Raw genomic sequence first — 26,455 nt, 5'->3', positions numbered from 1 at the left:
GAAGGCCACACGAGGACTGGATTGCTTCGTCGCAAGGGCTCCTCGCCATGACGAGATACTGAAAGCATCTGATGGACAATCTCAGGGCACTCATTGCCAAGGTCGCCACCGGCGCCACGTTGTCTCGCGAAGAGTCGTCGGCGGCCTTCGACAGCATGATGTCGGGCGAAGCGACGCCGTCGCAGATGGGCGGACTGCTGATGGCGCTGCGGGTGCGCGGCGAGACCGTCGACGAGATCACCGGCGCGGTCGCGGCGATGCGCGGCAAGATGCTGCGCGTAGATGCTCCTGCGGGCGCCGTTGACGTGGTGGGCACCGGCGGCGACGGCTCCGGCTCCGTTAACGTCTCGACGTGCGCCTCCTTCATCGTCGCCGGCTGCGGCGTGCCGGTCGCCAAGCACGGCAACCGGGCGCTGTCGTCGCGCTCCGGTGCCGCCGACGTGCTGGCCGCGCTCGGCATCAAGATCGACATCACGCCTGACCACGTCGGCCGCTGCATCACCGAGACCGGCATCGGCTTCATGTTCGCGCCGTCGCATCATCCGGCGATGAAGAACGTCGGCCCGACCCGCGTCGAACTGGCGACCCGCACCATCTTCAACCTGCTCGGCCCGCTCTCCAATCCTGCCGGCGTGACCCGGCAGATGGTCGGCGTGTTCTCGCGGCAATGGGTGCTGCCGCTGGCGCAGGTGCTGAAGAATCTGGGCTCCAAGCACGCCTGGGTGGTTCATGGCTCCGATGGCCTCGATGAAATCACGCTGAGCGGCCCGACCTTCGTGGCGGAGTTGAAGAACGGCGAGATCCGCTCGTTCGAGATTACGCCGGAAGACGCCGGCCTGCCCCGCGCCGGCCCCGACGCGCTGCGCGGCGGCGACGCCGAGGCGAATGCGATCTCGCTCAAGGCCGTGCTCGACGGCAAGCCCGGCGCGTTCCGCGACGTCGCTCTGTTCAACGCTGCCGCGGCCTTGATCGTCGCCGGCAAGGCAGCCGACCTGAAGCAAGGCATAGCGATGGGGCAGACGTCGCTGGACAGCGGCGCCGCCCTGGAAAAGCTGAAGCGGCTGGTCACGGTTTCGAACGCGAAGGACTGAGCGATGTCCGATATCCTCACCAAGATCGAGGCCTACAAGCGCGAGGAAATCGCCGCCGCGAAGCGCGCGCACCCGTTGTCCGAGCTGGAAGCGCTGGCCAAGACCGCGTCGCCGCCGCGCGGCTTCATGACCGCGATCTACCGAAAGCTCGACAAGGGCGACTTCGCGCTGATCGCCGAAGTGAAGAAAGCCTCCCCCTCGAAGGGCCTGATCCGCGAAGACTTCGACCCGCCCACGCTGGCGAAGGCCTATGAGGCCGGCGGCGCGGCGTGCCTGTCGGTTCTTACCGACACGCCGTCGTTCCAGGGCCACCTCGATTTCATGGTCGCGGCGCGCAACGCCGTGAAGCTGCCGGTGCTGCGCAAGGATTTCATGTTCGAAACCTATCAGGTGGTCGAAGCCCGCGCGCACGGCGCGGACTGCATCCTGATCATCATGGCGGCGCTCGATGACGCCGCCGCCCGCGACATCGAGGATGCCGCGATCGAGCATTGCATGGATGTGCTTTTAGAGGTCCACGACCAGCCGGAGCTGGAGCGCGCGCTAAACCTGCGCTCCCCGATGATCGGCATCAACAACCGCAATCTGCGGACCTTCGAGACGACGCTAGCGACCAGCGAGACGCTGGCGCCGATGATCCCGAAAGACCGCCTGATGGTCGGCGAGAGCGGCATTTTTGAAGCCGCCGACCTCGCCCGCCTCGAGCGCGTGGGCATCTCCACCTTCCTGGTCGGCGAAAGCCTGATGCGGCAGGCAGATGTTACGGCCGCGACCAAGGCGCTGCTGAAACGCGCGGCGTGAGTCGCATCCTTGCTTTCTTCCCTTCTCCCCTTGTGGGAGAAGGTGGCGCCGACGAAGTCGGCGTCGGATGAGGGGGAGCTGCGGAGTGCAACACACGCCCCCTCACCCGCCCGCGCTATCGCGCGGCCACCCTCTCCCACAAGGGGAGAGGGGAAGAAAGAGCAGCGGCGCGCAAGTCCGTTTTGCAAAGACAGGATCCAAAGTCATGGCCGGCAAGAAATCGAGGCGCACCGCGAGCGACGCCCCCGCCCTCACCCACATCGATTCCGCCGGCGAGGCGCGCATGGTCGATGTCTCCGACAAGCCGGCAACGGAGCGTCTCGCCGTCGCCGAAGGCCTGGTGATCATGAGCAAGGCGACGCTGGAACTGATCGTCTCCGGCAACGCCAAGAAGGGCGACGTGCTCGGCACCGCTCGGATCGCCGGCATCATGGCGGCCAAGCGCACCTCCGACCTGATCCCGCTGTGCCATCCCCTGATGCTGTCGAAGGTCACGCTCGATATCACGCCGGACAAGAAGTTGCCGGGCTGCCGGGTCCGCGCGTCCGTGAAGGTCTCGGGCAACACCGGCGTCGAGATGGAAGCTCTGACCGCGGTTTCGATCGCGTGCCTCACGATCTACGACATGATCAAGGCCGTCGAGCGCGGCGTCCGCATCGAAGGCCTTCATCTCGTCGAAAAGAAGGGTGGCAAGTCGGGCCATTATCTGGTCACCGACAACGACGCCGATTGATCACGACGCCTGGAGATTGACTGATGGCCCTGATGCCGGTTGCCGACGCGATGGCTGCCATTCTCGCGGGCGCCGACGCCCTGCCCGAGGAAATGGTGCCGCTGGAGGCGGCGTACCACCGCGTGCTGGCGCGCGACATCGCCTCCAATCGGACGCAGCCGCCGCAGCCGATGTCGGCGATGGACGGCTATGCGGTGCGCGCCGCCGATGCCGTGATGGGCGCGCGGCTCACGGTGATCGGTGAGGTCGCCGCCGGCCGGCCGTTCGAGCGCGCGCTGGCCGCCGGCGAGGCGCTGCGCATCTTCACCGGCGGCGTCGTGCCGGACGGTGCCGACGCCATCGTGATCCAGGAAGACACTTCGCGCGACGGCGCCGTCGTCCTCATCAACGAAGCCGCCACCGTGGCGAAGCACATCCGCGCGGCCGGCATCGATTTCGCTGAAGGCGACGTTCTGCTGCGCGCCGGGCAGCGCCTCACCGATCGCGATCTGTCGCTCGCCGCCGGCATGAACCACCCCGAACTGCCGGTGCGCCGCCGCCCGGTGATCGCCGTACTCGCCACCGGCGACGAACTGGTGCTGCCCGGCGCCATCCCCGGCCCCGGCCAGATCGTCCTGTCCAACGGCTTTGCGCTTCGCGCCCTGGCGCGCGCCGAAGGCGCCGAGGTGATCGATCTCGGCATCGCCGCCGACACGCTGGAATCGACCGCCTCGGCGATCCAGCGTGCGATCGACGCAGGCGCCGATATCCTCGTCACTACCGGTGGCGCCTCGGTCGGCGACCACGATCTGGTCAAGCCCTCGCTGGAGGCCGCCGGCGTCGAGATGGCGTTCTGGAAGATCGCGATGCGGCCGGGCAAGCCGATGATGAACGGACGGCGCGGCGCGATGCGGGTGATCGGCCTGCCCGGCAATCCGGTGTCGTCCTATGTCTGCGCCTTCCTGTTCATGGTGCCGTTGATTCGCGCGCTGTCCGGCCGCGCGCAGGTCGCCCATGCCATCGAATCGGGTCGGGTCGGTCGCGATCTTGCCGCCAATGATCAGCGCGAAGATTATCTGCGCGCGGTGCTGACGCCGGGCGACGACGGTAGCGTGATCGCGACGGCGGTATCCAGGCAGGACTCCTCCTTGTTGGGAAATCTCGCTGCCGCGCAAGGACTTCTGATCCGTCGGCCGTTCGCTGTGGCGGCGCCCAAGGGTTCGCTTTGCGAGTTTGTGCGATTGCCGATCTGAGCCCTCTTGCGGTTTTGTTGACCGGAATTTAAGCGTTGCGGAACACATATGGAACAGATAGTGTTCGTTCATGATTTGTTTCGAGATGTCGTGGCTTTGCCCGGTCCTGAAACCGACGATGATGATGCGGCGGCTGATCCCGTCAACCAAGGATGGCTCCAGATGCTCACGCGCAAACAGTATGAACTTCTGAAATTCATCGACCAAAGGCTCAAGGAAGCCGGCGTGCCGCCGTCCTTCGACGAGATGAAGGACGCGCTCGACCTGCGCTCCAAATCCGGTATCCACCGCCTCATCACGGCGCTTGAAGAGCGCGGCTTCATCCGCCGGCTGCCGAACCGGGCGCGCGCCATCGAAGTCATCAAGCTGCCCGAACTCGGCGGCGCCGCAGCACCTGCCACCGGCCGCCGTGGCTTCACGCCCAGCGTCATCGAAGGCACGCTCGGCAAGGTGCGACCCTTGTCGACCGGCAATGGCAACAACAACGGCAACGGCGATTACGAGGAAGACAGCCGCCGCTCGGTGGCCGTCCCGGTGATGGGCCGCATCGCCGCGGGTACGCCGATCGAGGCGCTGCAGACCCGCAGCCACACCATCAGCGTACCCCCCGACATGCTCGGCACCGGCGAGCACTACGCGCTGGAAGTGCGCGGTGACTCGATGCAGGACGCCGGCATCCTCGATGGCGACATGGCGCTGATCCAGAAAAACGAGAGCGCCGATACCGGCGACATCGTGGTCGCGCTGATCGACGAGGAGGAAGCCACCTTGAAGCGCTTCCGCCGCCGCGGCGCCTCGATCGCGCTGGAGCCCGCTAACGACGCCTACGAAGTCCGCATCCTGCCGCCGAACCGGGTTCGCATCCAGGGCAAGCTGGTCGGGATCTATCGCCGCTACTGAGCAGCGGAATCATCGGCCTGCACGTCGGCTTCGGCCGGCGTCGCATCGACCGGGCGGTTGCCCCGTCCTGCAGCGCTTGATGGTTCGGCGGCATCAGGCACTGCGCCCGACCACGGCCGGTTGACGCCTTTCGGCCGGACGGCGGTGGTTGCAAATCCGTCGCCGCTTCGGCGCAAAATCAGTGCGCCGCTGGCCCGCAGGGTTTCCGCATCGATCACCTTTGCGGCGCAATTGGCCGGCGGCTGATTTGACGTGACGATCAGCACCGCTTGCGCGCAGTCATCGGCAAAAGCGTCGGGCTGCAGCGCCAGCGCAACCAGAGCCCCATCGGCCAGCGCCGCGACGCATCCCGCGACATCGCATGCCACGCCGTGGCCGAGCGACGCCTCATTCGGCAGCCGCGGATCGGCGTCGGCCCCGAGCCACTCTTTCTGCAAAAACGTATCCTTGGTGCTGCGCATCCATTGCAGCCGTCCATCGCGGCCGCGAACCGCGACGTGGTGGCCGTCATTTGATATCAACACGTCCGGCATCTTGACCGTGAGCACCGCGGCAATCGATAGCGCCAGCACACCGGCGCCGATCCAGCGCAGCGGCGTGCGCAGCAGCCCGAGCAGGATGATCCCCAGCGTCGCGGCGATCAGCGGCCCCTGCCCGAACGCGGCGACCCGTCCGATGGCTCCCGGCAAGGCCGCGACCCATTGCGTCACCACGATCATCCATTGGATGCCGACATCCATCAGCCGCCAGAACACGCCGTCGAAACCGAACGGCATCGCGGCCAGCCCGAGCAGTCCGGCCGGCATCACCAGCACGGAGACCACCGGCATCGCCAGCAGATTGGCGAAAACGCCATACGGCGTCACGCGGTGAAAATGAAACGCCGCATAGGGCGTGGTGGCGAGGCCGGCGACCAGCGACGCCAGCGTCAGCAGGATGATCTCGCGACCGCCCCAGAGCGCGGCGCGCGCCGTTGCGGAATGGTCCGGCGATGCCAAGAGGACCGGCACGCCGCCCTGCACCAGCGCCACCAGTCCCAATGTCGCGGCAAACGACATCTGGAAGCTCGGATGCACCAAGGCTTCCGGCATCGCGACCAGCACGATCATCGCCGCCACCGCCAACGTGCGAAAGGTGATGGCGCGGCGATCGACCATGATCGCGAGCAGCACCACCGCCGTCATGAAGAACGATCTCTGCGTCGCCACCTCCGCGCCCGACAGCAACAGATAGAACAGCGCCGCGGCGAGGGCCGCGGCAGCCGAATATTTCTTGATCGGAAAGGTCACGGTAAACGCGGGGATCAGCGCCAGTAGCGCGCGCACCGTAAAGAACACCACGCCGGCGACCACCGCCATGTGATAGCCGGAGATCGACAAGACGTGGCCGAGCCCCGAGACAAACATCGCATCATTGACCTCCGGCGAGATCGCGTCGCGCCGCCCGGTCAACAGCGCGGTGGCGATGGCGCGGGCGTCGCCGGACAGCACGGTGCGGATGCGCGCGTCGATCGCATCGCGAAAGCCCTGCATGGTCGCGGCGTAGCGCAACCGCCAGCCCGGCACATTCGGCGGATCGACTGCCTTGATGCTGCCGGTGACGAAGCCGGAGGCGCCGATGCCCTGGAAGTACAGGTCGCGACCGAAGTCGTAGCTGCCGGGTCGTAACGGCTGCAGCGGCGGCTGCAGCCGCGCTTTCAACTGGACGAAACTGCCCACCGCAGGTGCGGCGCCCTTGCGCACCGACAGCCGCACCCGTTCGAGCCGCACCTGCGAACGCGGGCTCTCCATCGTCGTCACCCGCAGAACGAAGCGATCGGTGCGCTCGCGCTCTTCATGCGTTTCGACGTAGCCGGTGAGCGCCACGCCGTAGAGCGGCTTCGCCAGCACGGCGTGCGCAATCCGCGCCGTCTTCAGCGTGACAATCGCGAAGCCTGCCGCAATCGCGGCGAGCATCACGATAAGCGGAAACCACTTTTGCCGGCGCGACAGGAACGCGGCAATGGCGAGGACGGCCGCTGTCGACGCCGCGACCCAGGCCACCGGCTCGTGCTCGGCGGCGAAGTACAGCGCGATGCCGGCACCGAACGCGACCGGCACCCAGGGCAGCAGCCGCCCCGGCCCGGCTTCCGCGCGCGCCCATGCCTGCAACGTGCCGATTAAGGTCTGCCAGAGCCGCGTGCCCGGCCGCGCAGTACCAGCCGACGGCACCGCCTGCGGCGGCCAGGTGCCGGCATGCGCGCGCGGTTGGTTGATGTTGCGGTTTGCCATCGCCGTCGCCCGGCTGTTCCCGCCAGCATGCTAGCGGAAGGAATTACCGGTCGACTACGGGAACGGATGGGGAATATGGGACTGCTTGCAGTGCTAGTTGTCATTCCGGGGCGCGAGCGCTGCAGCGCGAGCGAACCTCAGCCACTCCAATTGGAGTGGCGGGCAATCCCGAGATGGGACGATGAACAATTCGGGATTCCGGGTTCGCGGTCGGCTACCGCCGCCCGCGCCCCGGAATGACAGTTCAGGTCGCCTTGGCGTAACTGTCCCTCAATCCCACCGTGCGGTTGAACACCAACTTGCCCGGCGCGGAATCCTTGTCGCGGCAGAAATAGCCCTGGCGCTCGAACTGCACGGCGGCGTCCGAATTGTCCGATGCCAGCGCCGGCTCGACCATGCAGCCGGTCAGCGTCTCCAGCGATTCCGGATTGATCTGCGCAGCAAAATTGGCCGCGTCCGGCTGCGGCGCGGTGAACAGCAGATTGTACACCCGCACCTCGGCCGGCACGGCCTTGGCCGCGGCGACCCAGTGAATGGTCGCCTTGACCTTACGGCCGTCCGGCGCGTTGCCGCCGCGGGTTTCAGGATCGTACGTGCAGCGCAGTTCGATCACTTCACCGGACGCATTCTTGATCACCTCGCGGCAGGTGATGAAATAGCCGTAGCGCAGCCGCACCTCGCGGCCCGGCGCCATCCGGAAGAATTTCTTCGGTGGCTCTTCCATGAAGTCGTCGTGCTCGATGTACAGTTCGCGGCCGAACGGTATCTTGCGTGACCCCAGTGTCTCGTCCTCCGGATGGTTGACGGCGTCGAGCTCCTCGACCTGCCCTTCCGGATAGTTCTCGATGACCACCTTGAGCGGCTTCAGCACCGCCATGCGGCGCTGCGCGGTGCGGTTCAGCGTCTCGCGCACGGCGAAGTCGAACATGTCGATGCCGACCGTCGAGTTGGCCTTGGCCACGCCGATGCGCTTGACGAATTCGCGCAGGGCTGCGGCCGGCACGCCGCGGCGTTGCAGCCCGGCCAAAGTCGGCATCCGCGGATCGTCCCAGCCAGAGACATGGCCGCCGCGCACCAGTTCGGTGAGCACGCGCTTCGACAGCAGCGTGTAGGTCATGTTGAGGCGCGCGAACTCGTACTGGTGCGGCCGGGACGGCACCGGCAGGTTTTCAAGGCACCAATCGTACAATGGCCGGTGGTCCTCGAATTCCAGCGTGCAGATCGAATGCGTGACGTGCTCGATGGCGTCCGACTGGCCGTGGGCGAAGTCGTAGCTCGGATAGATGCTCCACGCCGTGCCGGTGCGCGGATGGTGCGCATGCAGGATGCGATAGATCACGGGATCGCGCAGATTGATGTTGCCCGAGGTCATGTCGATCTTGGCGCGCAGCACGCGGGCGCCGTTCGGGAATTCGCCGGCGCGCATCCGCGTGAACAGATCAAGGTTCTCCGCCACCGGTCGGTCGCGGAACGGGCTGTTCTGTCCGGGCTCGGTGAGCGTGCCGCGGGTCAGGCGGATCTCTTCCTGCGACTGGTCGTCGACATAGGCCTTGCCCGCGCGGATCAGCTCCTGCGCCCAAGCGTAGAGCTGCTCGAAATAGTCCGAGGCGTAATGCAGGTTGCTACCCCAGTCGAAGCCGAGCCAGCGCACGTCGCGCTGGATGGCATCGATAAATTCCTGCTCTTCCCTGGTCGGGTTGGTGTCGTCGAAGCGCAAATTGCAGATCCCGCCGAACTCCTCGGCGATGCCGAAATTCAGGCAGATCGACTTGGCGTGGCCAAGATGCAAATAGCCGTTCGGCTCCGGCGGAAAACGCGTCACCACGGCCTTGTGCGCGCCGGAGGCGAGGTCCGCGGCCACGATGTCGCGGATGAAGTCGCGGCCAACCTCTGCGGTGTCCGCTGCCGATTCGTCTGTCATGGGGTGCCTTTCAAGCTGCGCCCTATGTGCCAAATCCGGGGGGCCGCGCCAAGGGGCGTGGTTCACCGAAACGGCACCGTCTCAAGCGGCTTTCTTCGGCTGGCCGACGTGCTTGCGCAGGTAGCCGATCACGCTGAAAATGTTCTTGGCCTGCGGATTGCCGCGTGGGCCGAACATACGGATCAGGCTCTTGGGCTGTACCCCGATGGCTTCGCCTAGCTTCTCGAAGCCAATGGTTCCCTTGATGTAATCTCGTAGCAGGGACCTGCCTACATCGACCTCGCCATCGAGCAATGCGTCGATGCCTTCCTGCAGCAGCGCTTCAGCAAAATCGGGACGCTTCCGGGCGTAATCTTGTAGCCACTCCCCAAAGTCTCTCGTTGTTGCCATCGTCCATCTCCATCACTGCTGCGTGCGTTTGGTTCGCTTGTAGTCGCGCCAAAACGCGCGCGCGGCCAGGATGTCCTGCTGCTGCCGTTTCTTCGTTCCGCCGGTGAGCAGGATCACAAGTGTGTCTCCATCTCGCCCGAAATAAATGCGGTATCCCGGCCCAAAATCGATGCGGAATTCCAGAACGCCTTCGCCGACACCCTTGGAGTTGGAGAAATTTCCCATCGCCATGCGCCGCAACGCACGGGCAATCTGCGCAGATGCGAAAACGTCCAGCCTCTCCGCCCAGTCGGTGAAAGGCGCTCTGCCATCCTCGTCCACATAATAGCGGATCTCGACCATAGATCATGGTAACATATAGGTTACCCGTTTTCAACGCCATTGGGCCAGACGATCCCATGTGATACACGGCCGCAAACGTCTCCAGCCTTGATCGAAGCCCTGAATGACCGCACCCATCGTCACCCGTTTCGCGCCCTCCCCGACCGGCTTCCTGCACATCGGCGGCGCCCGCACCGCGCTGTTCAACTGGCTGTATGCGCGCGGCCGCGGCGGCAAGATGTTGCTGCGGATCGAGGATACCGACCGCGAGCGCTCCACGGAGCCGGCGATCGCCGCGATCATCGAAGGGTTGAAGTGGCTCGGCATCGAATGGGACGACAACACCGTCTACCAGTTCCAGCGAGCCGGCCGGCACCGCGAGGTTGCCGAGCAGCTGCTGGCCGAAGGCAAGGCCTATTATTGCTACGCCTCCGCCGACGAGCTCAAGGAGATGCGCGAGAAGGCCCGTGCCGAGGGCAAGTCGAAACTCTATGACGGCCGCTGGCGCGAACGCGCGGCGTCGGAGGCGCCGGCCGGCGTCAAGCCGACCATCCGCCTGAAGGCGCCGCTCGACGGCGAGACCGTGATCGACGACCAGGTACAGGGCCGCGTCACCTGGAAGAACGAGAACCTCGACGACCTCGTCCTGCTGCGCGGCGACGGCAACCCGACCTATATGCTGGCGGTGGTGGTAGACGACCACGACATGGGCGTGACGCATGTGATCCGCGGCGACGACCACCTGATCAATGCCGCCCGCCAGAAGCAGATCTACGACGCGCTCGGCTGGCAGGTTCCCAGCATGTCGCACATCCCGCTGATCCACGGGCCGGACGGCTCGAAGCTCTCCAAGCGCCACGGCGCGCTCGGCGTCGATGCCTATCGCGCGATGGGCTACGTGCCCGAGGCCCTACGCAATTACCTCGTGCGGCTCGGCTGGAGCCACGGCGACCAGGAGATCTTCTCCACGGAGGAGATGATCCGCGACTTCGACCTGCCCGCCATCGGACGCTCCGCCGCACGGTTCGATTTCGCCAAGCTGGAGAATCTCAACGGCCACTACATCCGGCACGCCGACGATCGGTCGCTTGTGACCCAGTTCGAGGATGTGCTGGAATACGTGCCTGATGGCGCTGATCTCAAGGCCAAGCTCAACGACACGTCGCGCGCGCAGCTGTTGCAGGCGATGCCGCAGCTCAAGGAGCGCGCCAAGACGCTGATCGAACTGATCGACAGTTCCTATTACATCTTTGCCGACCGGCCGCTGGTGATGGAGCCGAAGGCCGCAGCCTTGCTGACGCCGGAAACCCGCGCCTTGATCGGCAGACTGCACGGCGCACTCAAGGGCGTCACCGACTGGACGGCGGCGACCACGGAGGCAGCTACCCGCACGTTTGCCGAGGCCAATGGCCTGAAACTCGGCGCGGTGGCGCAGCCCCTGCGGGTGGCGCTGACCGGAAAGACGACTTCGCCCGGAATCTTCGACGTGCTGGCGGTATTGGGGCGGCAGGAATGCCTTGCCCGGCTCGCCGATCAAGAAGCGGTTTAGCATAGCAGCAGGTCGCGCTTGGCCGTCTTGCAGCGCACACGCCAATGCGATACCCATCTGCGAAGCCTGAGGCATATCTGGCCTGGTCCAGCCATTTCCGGATGGCTACGACCGACCGGCCCTCTCAACGATCTCATCGGGGACTACACGATGGACGCAAAAACCAATACCAAGAACGCCACGATGACCGTCGATGGCAAGAGCTTCGACTTCCCGATTCTGAGCGGGACGGTCGGTCCCGATGTCATCGACATCGGCAAGCTCTATGCCCAGTCCGGCATGTTCACCTATGACCCCGGATTCACCTCGACCGGCAGCTGCCAGTCGAAGATCACTTACATCGACGGCGATGCCGGCATCCTCGAATATCGCGGCTACCCGATCGAGCAGCTCGCCGGCCACGGCGACTTCCTCGAGACCTGCTACCTGCTTCTGTACGGCGAACTGCCGACCAAGGCGCAGAAGGCCGATTTCGACGGCCGCGTCACCAGCCACACCATGGTTCACGAACAGATGGCCCGCTTCTTCCAGGGCTTCCGTCGCGATGCGCATCCGATGGCCGTGATGGTCGCGTCGGTCGGCGCACTGGCCGCGTTCTACCATGACTCCACCGACATCAACGATCCCAAGCAGCGCATGATCGCGTCGATCCGCATGATCGCCAAGATCCCGACGCTCGCCGCGATGGCCTACAAGTACACGATCGGCCAGCCCTTCGTGTACCCGACCAACTCGCTGGATTTCGCCTCGAACTTCCTCAAGATGTGCTTTGCGGTGCCTTGCGAGGACTACAAGGTCAACCCGGTGCTGGCCAAGGCACTGGACAAGATCTTCACGCTGCACGCCGACCATGAGCAGAACGCCTCGACCTCGACCGTGCGCATTGCCGGCTCGTCGGGCGCCAACCCGTTCGCGTGCATCGCCGCCGGCATCGCCTGCCTGTGGGGACCCGCGCATGGTGGCGCCAACGAAGCCGCGCTGGCGATGCTGGCCGAGATCGGCACCGTCGACAAGATTCCGGAATTCATCGCCAAGGTGAAGGACAAGAATTCCAGCGTCCGCCTGATGGGCTTCGGTCACCGCGTCTACAAGAACTACGATCCGCGCGCCAAGATCATGCAGCAGACCTGCCATGAAGTGCTCAAGGAAACCGGTCATGGCGGCGACGAGATGCTCGCCGTGGCGATGGAACTCGAGAAGATCGCATTGAGCGACCAGTACTTCATCGACCGCAAGCTGTACCCGAACGTCGACTTCTATTCGGGCATCACCCTGAAGGCGATGGGCTTCCCGACCTCGATGTTCACCGTATTGTTCGCGGTCGCCCGCACCGTCGGCTGGATCAGCCAGTGGAGCGAGATGATCGAGGATCCGCAGCAGAAGATCGGCCGTCCGCGCCAGCTCTACACCGGCGCCGCCCGCCGCGATTACGTCGATATCGCCAAGCGCGGCTGATAGGTCACTTCAAGGATCCAAACAGCAAATCGGCGGACCGGAAACGGTCCGCCGATTTCGTTTGTGAGCTAGCCGCGCCGCTTCAACATCCCGATCACGATTTCCGCCGCGCCGATGCTCGGCGAGGTCTTGCCGGTCGCCATGATGGTGTCGAGCTTCGCAAAGGCCTCGACCTGGCGCTGCCGCAGCGCCGTGTCGGCGAGCACGTCGCGCAGCGCCGGCGCGAGATTGTCCGGCGTGCAGTCCTGCTGGATATATTCCGGCACCACGTTTTCACCGACCACCAGATTGGCGAGGATCACCGAGGCCGAGCGGATCACGCGGCGTGCGATCCAGGCCTCGACATTGCCGCCCTTGTAGGCAGCAACCATCGGCACACCGGCGATGGCCAGTTCCAGCGTCGAGGTGCCCGACTTCGCCAGCGCGGCGTGCGCGATGCGAAATGCGGCGCGCTTGTCGGCCTCGCCGACCACGACGCGCGGCTGCACCGGCCAGTCCTTCAGCGCGACGGCAATGGCCTGTTCGAGATGCGGCATGGTCGGCAGGATCAGCTCGAATGCCACACCCTGCTTCCGCAACAGCCCGAGGGCTGCGCCAAAGATCGCCATGTGATGGCGGATCTCGCTGCGCCGGCTGCCGGGCAGCACCAGCAGCACCGGCGGGCTGGCGTCGCGGCGCGCCTGCTCTTCGGGGTTCGGGCGGAGCGATGCAATCTGCTCGATCAGGGGATGGCCGACATAGCTGCACGGCGGACCGCCGAGCTGCCGGTGCACCTCGGGCTCGAACGGCAGCAGCCCCAATACGTGGTCGACATAACCGCGCATCGCCCGCGCCCGGCCCGGCCGCCACGCCCAGACCGATGGCGAGACGTAGTCGACGATCGGAATGTTGGGCGCGCGGCGGCGTACGCGGCGCGCCACGCGATGGGTGAAATCGGGGCTGTCGATGATCACCAGTATATCGGGGGCGGCCTTCAGCACGGCGTCGGTGGCCTCGGCCAGCCGGCGCAGGATCATCGGCAGCTTTTTTGGAATCGCGGCAAAGCCGATGATCGACAGCGCCTCGATCGGAAACAGCGAGGCCAGCCCCTCGGCGGCCATCGTCGAGCCGCCGATGCCTTCAAAGCTGACGTCGTCGCCGAGGCGCTGCCGCAGCACCTTCATCAGCGCCGAGCCGAGGCGGTCGCCGGATTCTTCGGTGGCGATCAGAAAGATCTTTCGCGTCACGCCGTTACCCCCGTCACGAACAGGCCGGCGGCGTCGGCGGCGTCCACCATCTGTTGCGGCTCGGCGACGATGGTGTTGCCGGCGACGATGGCGATGCCGGCCAGCCCCGCCTCGGCCGCCCGTGCAATTGTTTGCGGACCGAGCGTCGGCATGTCGAAGCGCAAATCCTGCCCGCTCTTGGGCGCCTTCACCAGCACGCCGCGGCCCGGCCTGGCACGAATACGACCCTGCGCGCGCAACTGCGCCACGCGCGCCAGCAGCCCGTCGGTGCCCTCGATGCCCTCGACGCCGACCACGTGGCCGTCGATCACGACGGTCGCCTGGCCGATGTCGAACGGGCTCAGCGCGCCGAGCACAGCGAGCCCCTTGGTGATATCGGCCTCCGCGCCGGCATCGGGCCGCGCGCGGCACAACGATCCCGCCGGCATCAGCAAATCCGGTGCTACGTCCTTGATCCCGAGCAGGCGAAAGCCATCGTCTTCGAAGATGCGGCCGATGCCGGTGAGCAGGTGATCGTCGCCGCCGCGAAACGCGGACAGGATGTGCCGCATCGCTCGCAGCGTTCCCCAATCCATGCGAATTTCGGACAGCGCCGGCCGCACCAAGGTGCCGATGAAGACCAGGTCACGGCAATGTTCGTCGCGCATCAGGCTTTTCAGCCGGCCGATCCGGCCGAGCGGCACCCAGTGATGCCTGAACCTGCTGGCGGCGACCGGATCGCAGAACCCCTTCAGCGCAAACAGGATCGGCGTGACGCCGCGCGCCTTGAGTGAGTCGGCGACCGCGAAGGGCAGCACGCCGCCGCCGGCAATCAGGCCGACGTGGGAAGCGAGAACCGGTTCTTGATGCGTCATGGCCTGCCCCGCGCCGCGATCAATTGGACCAATCAGGATTTGCCCTTGCCATCCTCGGGCAGGCACAGCGCACGATGCTGGCCGGCGGCGATGAAGGCGAGTATCTCGGCGATCGCCGGATCCTCGGAGGCCAGCGGCTGCACGCGCGCCAGCCGCTCGGCGAAGATACCCTCGCCGTGAAACAGCTTCTGGTAAAATCCGCGCACCAGCGCCAGGCGCTGCTTGGTGAATTTGCGGCGCTTCATGCCGATGATGTTGAGGCCTTCCAGGCTGGCGTACTGGCCGTTGACCAGCGCGAACGGGATGACGTCGCCGCGCACGCCGCAGATGCCGCCGACCATCGCCTGCGGACCGATCCGGGTGAACTGGTGCACGGCCGAGAGCCCGCCCATGAACACGAAGTCGCCGATCTCGCAATGGCCGCCGAGCGTCGCCGAGGTCGCGAAGATCACGTCGTTGCCGACATGGCAGTCATGGCCGACATGGCTGCAATTCATGTAGTAGCCGCGATCGCCGACCGTGGTGACGCCGCCACCCGCGACGGTGCCGGCGTTCATGGTGACGGATTCGCGGATCGTGCAGCCGTTGCCGATCACGAGCTTCGTCAACTCGCCCTTGTAGCTCAGCGACTGCGGCGGCGTGCCCAATGATGCGAACGGATAGATCGTGCAGCCGTCACCGATGGTGGTCTGCGCGGTGATGTGGACATGGGCGATCAGCTTGCAGTCCGCCCCGATCACGACGTTCGGCCCGATGATGCAATACGGCCCGATGGTGGTGCCCTCGCCGATCACCGCGCCATCTGCAATTCGCGCCGTGGGATCGATATTGCTCATCGCAGGGTCCAGGTTCTGACAGCGCCAAGGCTGTGAATATGTATGGTTTTCGGCTGGTTAGCGCCGGGAACCAGCCCTGTCCAGTCACGTCTGGTTTCGCTTCGCCAAAACCAGGCGCCCGCCAGCAACGGCAGCGTCAGTCGGTCAGCATCGCGCCGACGTCGGCGGAAGCGACGATGACGCCGTTGACCTTGGCGTCGCCGTGGAACCACCACATCGACTTCTTCCGGCCGATGCTGCGCATGTGATACTCGATCGTGTCACCGGGCATCACCGGCTTGCGGAATTTGCATTTGTCGATGGTCAGGAAGTACACCGCGCGCGGCTTCTGCGTGCCCTCGACCGACATGATGCCGATCACGCCGGCGGTCTGCGCCATGCCCTCGATCATCAGCACGCCCGGAAATACCGGACGGTCCGGGAAGTGACCGAGGAAGGCCGGCTCGTTGATCGTGACGTTCTTGACGCCGATGCCGCTGTAGTCCTTGCGGATGTTGACGACGCGGTCGATCAGCAGAAACGGATAACGGTGCGGCAGCGTCTTCAGGATGGTGTTGATATCGACCAGATCATACGCAATCGGTGACTCCTGATCGATCGATGAAACTTCGCTCATTGCCCCTCGTCCTTCGCGTCCTGCGAACCTGTATTGGCGCCCGGTGCGCTGTCGCGCCCGAGCTTTTCAACCGCGAGGATCTCGCGAAACCACTGCTTGGTCGGCTTGGCGAAGAACCCGCCCCAACGCCCCTTGGCGGGGATCGAGTCCTTGACGCCGCTCATCGCGGTGACCTGCGCGCCGTCGCCGATCGTGATGTGATTATTGAGGCCGACCATGGCGCCCAGCGCCACATGGTCGCCGAGCGTCAGGCTGCCGGCCAGCCCGCATTTGGCGGCAATCAGGCAGTGCCGCCCGATCGTCACATTGTGGCCGATCTGAACCAGATTGTCGATCTTGGTGCCCTCGCCGATCACGGTGTCGCGCAGGCTGCCGCGGTCGATCGCGGTGCCGGCGCCGATCTCGACGTCGTTCTGGATCAACACGCGGCCGGTCTGCGGCACCTTGAGATGGGTGGCCGCGAAGATGAAGCCATAGCCGTCCTGCCCGATCAGGCAGCCCGGGTGGATCAACACGTTGTTGCCGATCAGCGCGAACTGGATCACGCAATTGGCGCCGACATTGCAGTCGCGGCCGATCTTGACGCCGGCGGCGATCACCGCGCCGGAGCCGATCACGGTGCCGGCGCCGATTTCGACATCCGGCCCGATCACCGCGAGCGGATCGATCGTGACGTCGTCTTCCAGCATCGCCGTGGGATGGATCACGGCGGAGGCCGCGACGCCGTTCAGGCCGAAGCCGGACCGCGGCCGCAGCGCGTCGTCGTGCCAGTCGCGGCTGAGCGCCACGAAAGCGCCAAACGGGCTTTTGGCGCGGAGAACGGCGATGTGCGGGGGAATGTCGCCCTTGAAACGCTCGCTCACCAGCACCGCGCCCGCGCGGGTCTGCGCGAGCTGGTGGATGTAGCGGACGTTATCGAAGAAGGCGAGATCGTGCGGGCCTGCACCGTCGAGCGCGGCGAGCCCGGTGATCAACTGGTCGGCCCTGGAGGGATCGACCAGCTCAACCTTCGCTGACGCGGCGATCTCGGCCAGCGTCAGCGACGGCGTTTGCTTGAAGAAGTCCGGCTGTGCCATGCCACCCGTCGCGGTACGGCGCGTGATCAAACTCAGAACGAAGTTCCGCCGCCAAACTTGAACTGCTGGACGCGATCGTAGTCGCCCTTGGTGATCGGCACCGCGTAGTCGAAGCGCAGCGGACCGAACGGCGACTGCCAGATCAAGCCAACACCGACCGACGAGCGGATCGTGTTGCTGGTGTCAGCCTGCAGACCGGTACAGGTACCAACGGTCGTCTTGCTGGCGGGAGTGCAGCCTGCGGTGTTGACTTCACCCGTCTGCGCCCACGACGTCGGACCCTGATAATCCCACAACCCGCCGGCATCTGCATAGACCGCGCCCTTGATGCCAACTTCCTTCGGCAGGAACCAGAACGGCATCTGCAATTCAGCCGACGCGCCCCAATACTTCGTGCCGCCGATCGCATCGCCCGTCGCACCCAGGGCGACGTAGCTGATGTCACGCGGGCCGATGCCGTTCGGCGCGAAACCGCGAACCAGGTTCGGACCCATCTGGAAATGGTCAAGCATGCGGATGTCCTTGCCGACCGAATTCAGCATGCCGCCCTGGACCCGCAGCAGGCCGACGATGTCGGCGACCAGCGGGGTGTAGTACTTCGCATCGATGGTCGATTTCAGGTAGCTGACGTCGCCGCCGACGCCGGCGTAATCCTGCTTCCATTCGACGAACAGGCCGTCGGTGGGGTTCTTGTTGTTGTCGAGGGTGTTGTAGTTGAGCGTGTAGCCGACCAGCGACGTGATGGTCGCGCCGCCAGCCAGTTCCCTGCGGACCGGCAGCGAGGATTCACCGTCGGCGTAGCAGCCAAAGGTCGCTGAATTAGCTGGGTTTGGGGTGCTTCCCGCAGCATTCAGCGCGGCTGGTGTCTGGTTAAATGCGAGCAGGCCATTGGCTGTGTTATTATTACAGTTGTTGTAGGTCGACGGCAGCGAGATCTTCTGCTGATACAGCGAATAGCGCAGCTGCAGGGTCAGATCCTCACGCAGACCGAAGCCGAGACGCGGACTGAAGCCGATCGTCTTGGTGTTGTACGAGATGTAGCTGTTGGAAAGCTGCTCGCGCTGGAAGAAATCCAGGCCGAGCGCCACGCGGTAGTCGAGCAGATAGGGCTCGACGAAGGACAGCGAGTAGCCGCGGGCATACTGGCCGTACTGCACCGACGCCTTGGCGAACAGGCCGCGGCCGAGGAAGTTGCGCTCGGAGACGCTGACTTCGCCCAGCGCGCCGTCGGTCGTCGAGTAACCGCCCGAGACCGAGAAGTCGCCGGTGGATTTTTCTTCGAGATCGACGACCAGGATCACGCGATCGCTCGACGAGCCGGGCTCGGTCGAAACCTTCACGCTCTTGAAGAAGTCGAGGTTCTTGAGGCGACGCTCGGCACGGTCGACCAGCGCGCGGTTATACGCGTCGCCTTCCGACAGGTCGAACTCGCGACGGATGACATAGTCACGGGTGCGGGTGTTGCCGCGAACGTTGATGCGCTCGATGTAGGTGCGCGGGCCCTCTTCGATCGCGAACGAGATCGAGACGGTGTGGGCTTCGAAGTTGCGATCGCCACGCGGACGGACCACGGCGAAGGCATAGCCACGGCGCGAGGTCTCGATCTGCATCTCCTCGACCGACTTCTCCAGCGCTTCCGCGTTGTAGAGCGAGCCGACATTGACGCGGGAGAAGCTGCTCAGCGAGCGGCCATCGAGGGTCGGGATGGTCGACTGGTAGTCGACGGAAGCGACGCGGTACTGCTGGCCCTCCTCGATCTTGAAGGTAACCAGGAAGCCCTTGCGCTCGGGATCGTATTCGGTGAGCGCGGCGACGACCTGAACGTCGGCGTAGCCGTTCTTCAGGTAATAGCGGCGGATCAGGTCGCGATCGGCTTCGACACGGTCCGGATCGTAGATGTCGCCGGAGGCGAGGAAGCTCAGGACGTTGGATTCGCGGGTCTTGATCACGTCCTTGAGGCGGTAGGACGAATAGGCCTTGTTGCCGATGAACTCGATCTGCTTGACGCCGGTCTTGACGCCTTCATTGACCGTGAAGATCAGGTCGACGCGGTTGTTGGGCTGCTCGATGATCTCGGGAACGACGCTGACGTCGTAGCGGCCGGAGCGGCGATAGATCTCGGCGATACGGGAGGCGTCGGCCTGCACCATCGGGCGCGACAGCGTACCGCGCGACTTCGACTGCACTTCGGCGGTGAGCTGGTCGTCCTTGACCTTCTTGTTGCCCTCGAAGGCAACGCGGCCAATGACCGGGTTCTCGACGACGGAAACCAGAACACGCCCGCCTGGCTGGCTGATCCGGACGTCCTGGAACAGGCCGGTCTCGATCAGGGCCTTGAGGCCGTCATCGAGCACGCCCTGGTCGAGGCGGCCACTCGGGCCGGGCCGGAAGTAGGAGCGGATCGTCTCGACGTCGACGCGGCGATTGCCCGCGACGGAGATCGACGCCACGGTCTGGGCAGAAGCAGACGACGAAACCAGCGCAGCAGTCACCGTAGCGGCGACCGGCATGGCGACCATGATCAGAGAAGCAACCAGACTTCCCCGCAATACCCGCAAACCAAACTTCATGCGCTGCGCGCCCTTATCATTCCATCGCCAGCCCGCACCCCTACGGTCTGACAGAATCCCATTTGTTGCCCCGCTTGTAGCCAATTTTACCAGACTGGCAAACGGCCTTTCGCGTGGCGATTTCATTTTCGTTCCAAGACGTTGCCTATCGGCCACGTTGTCCCGAAATCGCATCATGATGATGCCAGATGAAGAATGTCGTTATAGGTCGCAAACACCATCAACATCAGCACAAGTCCCAGTCCGACGCGGAACCCCATCTCCTGGGCGCGCTCCGAAAGTGGCCGGCCGCGCACCGCCTCGAAGGCATAGAACAGCAGGTGACCGCCATCCAGCAACGGCACCGGAAACAGGTTCAGCAGGCCGATCGAGATCGAAAGTACCGCCGCCAGGTGGATCAGCGCGGTGATTCCGATGGTAGCCACCTGCCCCGAGATCTGGGCGATTCGCAGCGGGCCGCCGACCTGGTCGGCCGCCTCGCGGCCGGTGAACACACCACCGATATAGGACAGGGTGCGTTCGACCACGAACCAGGTCTCCTTGACGCCGAGCACCAGAGCCGCCGCCGGGTTGACCTTCTCGGTGGTTGCCTCGCCGGCCGCGGCCGAGCGGGTAATCCCGAGCACGCCAAGGCGATGCACGTTGCCGAAGCTGTCTTTGACTTCCTTGAGTTCAGGGGTCGCCTTCAGCTCGACGATCGAATCGCCGCGCTTGATGCCGAAGGAGAGCTGCTCGCCGGCCTTGGTGCCGACGATGCGCTGCATGTCGGAAAAGCTGCCGATCGCGTTGCCGTCGATCGACTTGATGACGTCGCCGGACTGGAAGCCGGCTGCTGCGGCGGCGCTGCCGACCTGCACGGTATCGACCTGCGCGGTGGTCGAGGGCTTGCCGAAGAAGGTGAACAGGCAGGTGAAGATGACGATGGCGAGGATGAAATTGGCGATCGGGCCGGCCGCGACGATCGCGGCGCGCTGCCCTACCCGCTTGTGGTGGAAGCTGCCCTGGCGCTCGTCGGCCGACATGCCCGACAGCGTGGCCGACGACGGCGTCGAGGCTTCGCTCTCATCGCCGAAAAACTTGACGTAACCACCCAGCGGGATCGCCGAGATCTTCCAGCGCGTGCCGTGGCGGTCGTTGAAGCCTATGATCTCCGGCCCGAAACCGAGCGAGAAGGTCAGCACCTTCACGCCGTTCCAGCGCGCGACCAGGAAATGGCCGAGTTCGTGGAAGAACACCACAATCGTCAATACGAACAGAAACGGAATGATGTAACCTATCAATCCGTGGCTTAACGTATTGAAACCGTGTTCAAAAAACCCGAGCATCGCAATCCCCTACACGCGAAGCCGCAAGCTTCGTCCCCAATTGACTAGGTTGCCTTTGCGGCAATTTGAGGCAAGAGGGTGGCAGCCATTTTTCGCGCGCTATGGTCAACGGCGATGGCGTCATCGGCCGACGAAAGCGGTGCCAAATTACCTGACCGCACCCAGTCATTCATGGTCGCCTCGACCAGCCGCGCGATCGCACCGAACCGGATTTTCTGCGCGATGAAGGCCGCGACCGCGACTTCGTTGGCGGCGTTGTAGACCGTGGTCGCGCCGTGGCCGGTGCGCAGCGCGTCAAAGGCCAGTTTGAGGCCGGGGAAACGCGCATAATCCGGCGCCTCGAAGGTGAGCGTGCCGATCTTGGCCAGATCGAGCGGCGCGGCCCGGCCCGGAATGCGGTCCGGCCAGCCCAGGCAATGCGCGATCGGCGTCCGCATGTCCGGCGAGCCGAGCTGCGCCAGCACCGAGAAATCGCGGAATTCGACCATGCCATGGACGATCGACTGCGGATGCACCAATACGTCGATCTCGTCCGGCGTCAGCGCGAACAGATAGGAGGCCTCGATCACTTCGAGGCCCTTGTTCATCATCGAGGCGGAATCGATGGTAATCTTCTGCCCCATCGACCAGTTCGGGTGCTTCAAGGCCTGCGCGAGCGTCGCCTGCTCGATGTCGGCGGCGGCCCAGGTGCGGAACGGCCCGCCGGACGCGGTGATGATGACCTTCGTCAGTTCTTCGCGGCTGCCGGAGCCGAGCGCCTGGAACAGCGCATTATGCTCGGAATCCGCCGGCAGGATGCAGGCCCCCGCCTTGGCGGCGCGCTGCATGAAGAAATCACCGGCACAGACCAGGCATTCCTTGTTGGCCAGCGCGATGGTGGCGCCGCGGTCCACCGCCGCCAGCGCCGGCTTCAGCCCGGCCGCGCCGGATACCGCGGCCATCAGCCAGTCCGACGGACGCTCCGCGGCCTCGACGATGGCGCTGTCGCCGGCGCCGCACTGGATGCCGGTGCCGGCCAGCGCCGACCGCAATTCGGCCAGTTTGGACGCATCGGCGACCGCGACGAAGCGGGCGCGGAATTCCTTGGCGAGTTTCACCAGGCCTTCGACGTTGGTGTTGGCGGTCAACGCCTCCACCTGATAGCGTTCCGGCGCGGCGCGGATCAGGTCCATCGTGCTGTCACCGATCGAGCCGGTGGCGCCGAGAACGGTTACGCGGCGCACGCTGGACGCGGCGGCCTTGTTGTTTCGCAGAGGAACAGCACTCATCGGATCACCAAACCATAAGACCGCGGCCGACACCATCGGCGCCGCCGCGTAAAAGACCGATCACCGCGGCAGCGACAATCGCGAAGACGTAGCCATCCAGCCGGTCCAGGAGACCGCCGTGGCCGGGAATGATGTGGCTGGAATCCTTGACGCCGAAGCGGCGCTTGACCGCCGATTCGAACAGGTCGCCGAGCTGCGACGTGACCGTCAGCGCGGTGGCGAGTACCAGCAGCGGCCCGATCCGGCCGATTCCGTAGGCCGCAAAACCAAAGGCCACGCCGAGGCTGAGCACCAGGCCGCCGATCGCGCCGGCCCAGGTCTTCTTCGGGCTGACCCGCGGCCACAGTTTCGGGCCGCCGATCCCCCTGCCCGCGAAATAGCCGCCGATGTCGGTGACCCAAACGACCAGCAGCACGAACATCAGCGCCGCAAAACCCCAGACCGGGTCCAGCCGCACTACGATGGACGCCGCCAGCGCGGCTGCGGCATAAAGCAAGCCGAGCGCGATCCAGCCCATGCTGCCCGCGCCGACAATCATCCGCCATTCGACGAACAGGCCGATCGAAACCGCGATCACCAGCGCAGCCCACCACCAGCCGCCGGCATAGGCGACGCCGATCGCGACCGGGATCAGCACCAGCGCGGCGAGCACGCGCATCAGGAGGTTTCGCAGACCGCGGTCATCGACCTGTTTCGGCGCGCCGCCGTCGTGATCCACGTCCGTCACGAACCGGTCTTCGCAGCAAGACCGCCGAAGCGGCGCTCGCGGCGGGCGTATTCGGCGATCGCGCCTTCCAGCGCGGCCTTGTCGAAATCCGGCCAGTGCATCGGCACGAAAACAAGCTCGCTATACGCGGCCTGCCACATCAGGAAGTTCGAAAGTCGCTGTTCGCCGGAGGTGCGGATAATCAGATCGGGATCCGGAATGTCCGGCGCGTCGAGATACTGCCCGAGCGTATCGACATTGATGCTGTCCGGCGTGCGCTTGCCGTCGGCGACTTCCTGCGCCAGGCGCTGCGCGGCCTTGGCGATCTCGTGGCGCGAGCCGTAGTTGAAAGCCACCACGAGATTGAGCCGGGTGTTGCCGCGGGTCAGATCCTCGGCTTCGGAGAGCAGCGAACGGATATCGGGATCGAGCCCTTCGCGCTCGCCGATCACGCGAACGCAGACGCCGTCGGCATGCAGCGTCGCCAGATCGTTGCGGATGAAGCGACGCAGCAATCCGAACAGGTCGCGGATTTCTGTCGCCGGACGCGACCAGTTCTCCGAGCTGAAGGAGAATATCGTGAGATAGAGAATGCCGATTTCGTTGGCGGCACGGACGACGCGGCGCAGCGCATCGACGCCGCGGCGGTGGCCCTCGGCGCGCGGCAGGCCGCGTGCGGAGGCCCAGCGCCCGTTGCCGTCCATGATGATCGCGACATGCAAAGGCGTGGATCGGTCCGATCCATCAGTTGCGGGCGCGGCGGCGTTCGACATCGGTTGGTCCCTGCGCATGACATCATGCGCTTTCAAGTCAAATAGGGGCGCGACGGCAGGCCTTGCTGTCCGTCGCGCCAGCGCGAAGGATCGCGCTAGACCGTCATGATTTCCTTTTCCTTGGCGGCCAGCATCTGGTCGATTTCGGCGATCGAGGCGTCGGTCGCCTTCTGCACGTCGTTGTCGAGGCGCTTCTGGTCGTCCTCGGTGATGTCGTGCGCCTTCTCGAGCTTCTTGATGTGGTCGATGCCGTCGCGGCGGACATGGCGGACGGCGACCTTGGCGGCCTCGGCGTATTTATTACCGACCTTCACCAGTTCCTTGCGGCGCTCTTCGTTGAGCTCGGGAATCCGCAAGCGCAACGTCGTGCCCTCCGTGGCGGGGCTGAGGCCAAGGTTGGAATCGACGATCGCCTTTTCGACGGCCTTGACCATCGACTTGTCCCAGACCTGCACCGACAAAAGGCGCGGCTCCGGCACCGAGATGGTGGCGACCGACTTCAACGGCACATGGCTGCCATAGGCTTCCACCTGCACCGGCTCCAGCATCGAGGCCGCGGCGCGCCCGGTGCGCAGTCCGCCGAGTTCGTGCTTCAGCGCGGCAGTGGCGCCCTGCATACGGCGCTTGAGGTCGTTGATATCGAATGGGGCCAACGGGGCCATGCAGCTCTCCTCTTGAAACCTGCCCTGCTCCGCACCGCGGCCGGGCTACACTGAAAATCAGCCCGCGACGATGGTGCCGCGGCCTGTACCGGTCAGAATGGCGCCGATCGAACCCGGCTCGGCGATCGAAAATACGATGATAGGCAGCGCCGTCTCGCGGGCAAGCGCGAAAGCGGTCGCGTCCATGACCTTGTAGTTACCCTCGACCGCCTGCGAATGGCTGAGCCGCTCGAACCGCGTGGCGGCCGGGTGCTTCTTCGGATCCGCGCTGTAGACGCCATCGACATTGGTCGCCTTGAGCACCGCCGCGGCGCCGATTTCGGCGGCGCGCAGCACCGCTGTCGTGTCGGTGGTGAAATACGGATTGCCGGTGCCGCCGGCGAGCAGCACGATGCGGCCTTCGGAGAGATATTTGTGCGCGGCAGCACGGGTGAACAGCTCGCAGACCTGCGGCATGACCATCGCCGACAGGGTGCGGGCCGGCACCGCGCGACGCTCGATCGCAGCTTCAAGCGCCAGGCAGTTCATCACGGTGGCGAGCATGCCCATGGTGTCGCCGGTCGGGCGCGACACGCCGCGCGAGGACACTTCGACGCCGCGAAAAATATTGCCGCCGCCGACCACGACGGCGATCTCGACGCCGAGCTTCTGGGCCGCGATGAGGTCGCCGGCAATGCGGTCGATGGTGGGCTGGTCGATGCCGAACGGCTGGCCGCCGGCAAAATATTCGCCTGAAAGCTTGATCACGACGCGACGATAGAGCGGCTCACCCATGATGCGATCGCTTCCTTTCGAGGCGGCAACTCCCGGCGTCGATCCGCCGGGAGTCTTATGTAACAAGTCGTGCTTACTTCTGACCGCTGGCGGCGGCGACTTCGGCGGCGAAGTCCGAGGTCTGCTTCTCGATGCCTTCGCCGAGCGCGTAGCGCACGAAGCCGGTCAGCTTGATCGGCGCGCCGACCTTGCCTTCGGCTTCCTTGACGGCCTGGGCGACCGACTTGGCGGTGTCGTGGATGAAGGCCTGATCGAGCAGGCAGACTTCCTTGTAATAGGTCTTCAGGCCGTTCTCGACGATCTTCTCGATCATCGCTTCCGGCTTGCCCTGCTGGCGATACTTGTCCGCCATCACGTCCTTCTCGCGCGCCACGACGGCGGGATCGAGCGAGGTCGAATCAAGCGCCTGCGGGTTGGCGGCGGCGACATGCATCGCGATCTGCTTGCCGAGCACGGCGAGTTCGTCGGTCTTGCCGGTCGATTCCAGCGCGACGATGATGCCCATCTTGCCGAGGCCTTCGGTCACGGCGTTGTGCACGTAGCTGGAGACGACGCCGGCCGAGACTTCGAGCAGGGCGGCGCGGCGCAGCGACATGTTCTCGCCGATGGTCGCGATCGCTTCGGTGATCGCGGTTTCGACGGTGGCGTCACCGACCTGGTGCGCCTTGATCGCATCGACATCGCCGCCGACCTTGAGCGCGACCTGAGCGATCATCTTGACCAGGCCCTGGAACTGCTCGTTGCGGGCGACGAAATCGGTCTCGGAATTGACTTCGACGACGACGCCCTTGGCGCCGGCGGTGACGACGCCGATCAGGCCTTCCGCGGCGACGCGGTCGGCCTTCTTGGCGGCCTTGGAGAGGCCCTTGGCGCGCAGCCAGTCGATCGATGCCTGCATGTCGCCGTCATTGGCAGTGAGCGCGTTCTTGCAGTCCATCATGCCGACGCCGGTGGTCTCGCGGAGGTCCTTGACCATCGCTGCGGTAATCGTTGCCATCGTTGAACCCTTTGCCTGCCAGGGCTGAAGCGGGCGCAGCCGATGCTGCATGCCACGCGACGCCACAGGAATTTTCATCGTGAGGAAGTAGAACCGAAAAAGTGTGGCC

Annotated in this window: 24 protein-coding genes; 7 read left to right on the top strand and 17 right to left on the bottom strand. The window is 65.1% G+C overall.

Annotated features, from left to right (window positions below):
- Positions 1-71 precede the first annotated feature (71 nt).
- From trpD to lexA, 5 genes are all read left to right on the top strand, one after another.
- Entirely contained in the window at positions 72-1,091 is a 1,020-nt protein-coding gene (trpD, locus tag FIU28_RS12780) for an anthranilate phosphoribosyltransferase (protein ID WP_143573428.1), read from the top strand.
- Between the two features lie 3 nt (positions 1,092-1,094).
- The gene (trpC, locus tag FIU28_RS12775) at positions 1,095-1,892 is read left to right on the top strand and encodes an indole-3-glycerol phosphate synthase TrpC (RefSeq protein WP_143573426.1); all 798 of its coding nucleotides are present in this window, start codon (positions 1,095-1,097) and stop codon (positions 1,890-1,892) included.
- A 205-nt stretch (positions 1,893-2,097) separates the two neighbouring features.
- Complete coding sequence (gene moaC, locus FIU28_RS12770) at positions 2,098-2,625, top strand: cyclic pyranopterin monophosphate synthase MoaC (RefSeq protein WP_143573424.1); 528 nt, start codon at positions 2,098-2,100, stop codon at positions 2,623-2,625.
- Positions 2,626-2,648: 23 nt separating this feature from the next.
- On the top strand, positions 2,649-3,857 hold the full coding sequence (locus tag FIU28_RS12765) for a molybdopterin molybdotransferase MoeA (RefSeq protein WP_143573423.1): 1,209 nt from the start codon (positions 2,649-2,651) through the stop codon (positions 3,855-3,857).
- A gap of 162 nt (positions 3,858-4,019) precedes the next feature.
- Positions 4,020-4,757 (top strand): transcriptional repressor LexA, encoded by a 738-nt coding sequence (gene lexA / locus FIU28_RS12760; protein WP_143573421.1) that lies wholly within the window; start codon positions 4,020-4,022, stop codon positions 4,755-4,757.
- Here the strand turns inward: lexA and FIU28_RS12755 are convergent.
- From FIU28_RS12755 to FIU28_RS12740, 4 genes are all read right to left on the bottom strand, one after another.
- Positions 4,751-7,027 carry a ComEC/Rec2 family competence protein gene (locus FIU28_RS12755; protein ID WP_143573420.1) on the bottom strand — a complete coding sequence of 759 codons (2,277 nt, stop codon included), beginning with the start codon at positions 7,025-7,027 and terminating at the stop codon, positions 4,751-4,753. The genes lexA and FIU28_RS12755 overlap by 7 nt on opposite strands.
- Positions 7,028-7,271: 244 nt before the next feature.
- The gene (locus tag FIU28_RS12750; RefSeq protein WP_143573418.1) at positions 7,272-8,948 is read right to left on the bottom strand and encodes a glutamine--tRNA ligase/YqeY domain fusion protein; all 1,677 of its coding nucleotides are present in this window, start codon (positions 8,946-8,948) and stop codon (positions 7,272-7,274) included.
- 81 nt (positions 8,949-9,029) lie between these two features.
- Positions 9,030-9,338, bottom strand: a complete 309-nt coding sequence (locus FIU28_RS12745; protein WP_143573417.1) for a transcriptional regulator — start codon at positions 9,336-9,338, stop codon at positions 9,030-9,032.
- Positions 9,339-9,350: 12 nt separating this feature from the next.
- Positions 9,351-9,680, bottom strand: coding sequence for a type II toxin-antitoxin system RelE/ParE family toxin (locus FIU28_RS12740; RefSeq protein ID WP_143573415.1), 330 nt, complete (start codon positions 9,678-9,680; stop codon positions 9,351-9,353).
- Positions 9,681-9,783: 103 nt separating this feature from the next.
- Here FIU28_RS12740 and gltX point away from each other — a divergent pair, with 103 nt between their 5' ends.
- Positions 9,784-11,208 carry a glutamate--tRNA ligase gene (gene gltX, locus FIU28_RS12735; RefSeq protein ID WP_143573413.1) on the top strand — a complete coding sequence of 475 codons (1,425 nt, stop codon included), beginning with the start codon at positions 9,784-9,786 and terminating at the stop codon, positions 11,206-11,208.
- Between the two features lie 150 nt (positions 11,209-11,358).
- Positions 11,359-12,663: a citrate synthase gene (gene gltA, locus FIU28_RS12730; protein WP_143573411.1), complete on the top strand. Its 1,305-nt coding sequence runs from the start codon at positions 11,359-11,361 to the stop codon at positions 12,661-12,663.
- 68 nt (positions 12,664-12,731) lie between these two features.
- Here the strand turns inward: gltA and lpxB are convergent, their stop codons facing one another.
- From lpxB to tsf, 13 genes are all read right to left on the bottom strand, one after another.
- Complete coding sequence (lpxB, locus tag FIU28_RS12725; protein WP_143573409.1) at positions 12,732-13,889, bottom strand: lipid-A-disaccharide synthase; 1,158 nt, start codon at positions 13,887-13,889, stop codon at positions 12,732-12,734.
- A complete protein-coding gene (locus FIU28_RS12720) occupies positions 13,886-14,743 on the bottom strand; it encodes an LpxI family protein (RefSeq protein WP_143573408.1) in 858 nt (285 codons plus the stop codon). Before FIU28_RS12720 ends, lpxB begins: the two co-directional genes overlap by 4 nt.
- 32 nt (positions 14,744-14,775) lie before the next feature.
- The gene (gene lpxA, locus FIU28_RS12715; RefSeq protein WP_143573406.1) at positions 14,776-15,579 is read right to left on the bottom strand and encodes an acyl-ACP--UDP-N-acetylglucosamine O-acyltransferase; all 804 of its coding nucleotides are present in this window, start codon (positions 15,577-15,579) and stop codon (positions 14,776-14,778) included.
- A 136-nt stretch (positions 15,580-15,715) separates the two neighbouring features.
- Entirely contained in the window at positions 15,716-16,195 is a 480-nt protein-coding gene (gene fabZ, locus FIU28_RS12710; protein ID WP_143573405.1) for a 3-hydroxyacyl-ACP dehydratase FabZ, read from the bottom strand.
- On the bottom strand, positions 16,192-17,271 hold the full coding sequence (gene lpxD, locus FIU28_RS12705; RefSeq protein ID WP_143573403.1) for a UDP-3-O-(3-hydroxymyristoyl)glucosamine N-acyltransferase: 1,080 nt from the start codon (positions 17,269-17,271) through the stop codon (positions 16,192-16,194). Before lpxD ends, fabZ begins: the two co-directional genes overlap by 4 nt.
- Positions 17,272-17,303: 32 nt before the next feature.
- Entirely contained in the window at positions 17,304-19,841 is a 2,538-nt protein-coding gene (bamA, locus tag FIU28_RS12700; RefSeq protein WP_143573401.1) for an outer membrane protein assembly factor BamA, read from the bottom strand.
- A gap of 173 nt (positions 19,842-20,014) precedes the next feature.
- Complete coding sequence (gene rseP, locus FIU28_RS12695; protein ID WP_143573399.1) at positions 20,015-21,166, bottom strand: RIP metalloprotease RseP; 1,152 nt, start codon at positions 21,164-21,166, stop codon at positions 20,015-20,017.
- Positions 21,167-21,210: 44 nt separating this feature from the next.
- Positions 21,211-22,434 carry a 1-deoxy-D-xylulose-5-phosphate reductoisomerase gene (locus FIU28_RS12690; protein ID WP_143573397.1) on the bottom strand — a complete coding sequence of 408 codons (1,224 nt, stop codon included), beginning with the start codon at positions 22,432-22,434 and terminating at the stop codon, positions 21,211-21,213.
- A 4-nt stretch (positions 22,435-22,438) separates the two neighbouring features.
- Positions 22,439-23,152 carry a phosphatidate cytidylyltransferase gene (locus FIU28_RS12685; protein ID WP_441351297.1) on the bottom strand — a complete coding sequence of 238 codons (714 nt, stop codon included), beginning with the start codon at positions 23,150-23,152 and terminating at the stop codon, positions 22,439-22,441.
- 5 nt (positions 23,153-23,157) lie between these two features.
- Positions 23,158-23,913: an isoprenyl transferase gene (locus tag FIU28_RS12680; protein ID WP_143573396.1), complete on the bottom strand. Its 756-nt coding sequence runs from the start codon at positions 23,911-23,913 to the stop codon at positions 23,158-23,160.
- Between the two features lie 95 nt (positions 23,914-24,008).
- Complete coding sequence (gene frr / locus FIU28_RS12675) at positions 24,009-24,575, bottom strand: ribosome recycling factor (protein WP_143573394.1); 567 nt, start codon at positions 24,573-24,575, stop codon at positions 24,009-24,011.
- A gap of 57 nt (positions 24,576-24,632) precedes the next feature.
- Positions 24,633-25,349, bottom strand: coding sequence for a UMP kinase (gene pyrH, locus FIU28_RS12670; protein ID WP_143573392.1), 717 nt, complete (start codon positions 25,347-25,349; stop codon positions 24,633-24,635).
- Positions 25,350-25,422: 73 nt separating this feature from the next.
- Positions 25,423-26,346: a translation elongation factor Ts gene (gene tsf, locus FIU28_RS12665; RefSeq protein ID WP_143573390.1), complete on the bottom strand. Its 924-nt coding sequence runs from the start codon at positions 26,344-26,346 to the stop codon at positions 25,423-25,425.
- Positions 26,347-26,455 lie beyond the last annotated feature (109 nt).

It is taken from the genome of Tardiphaga sp. vice154, from assembly GCF_007018645.1.
Classification (GTDB): domain Bacteria; phylum Pseudomonadota; class Alphaproteobacteria; order Rhizobiales; family Xanthobacteraceae; genus Tardiphaga.
The sequence above is the reverse complement of the archived record's forward strand: the minus strand, read 5'-3'. Positions and strand labels throughout refer to the sequence as shown.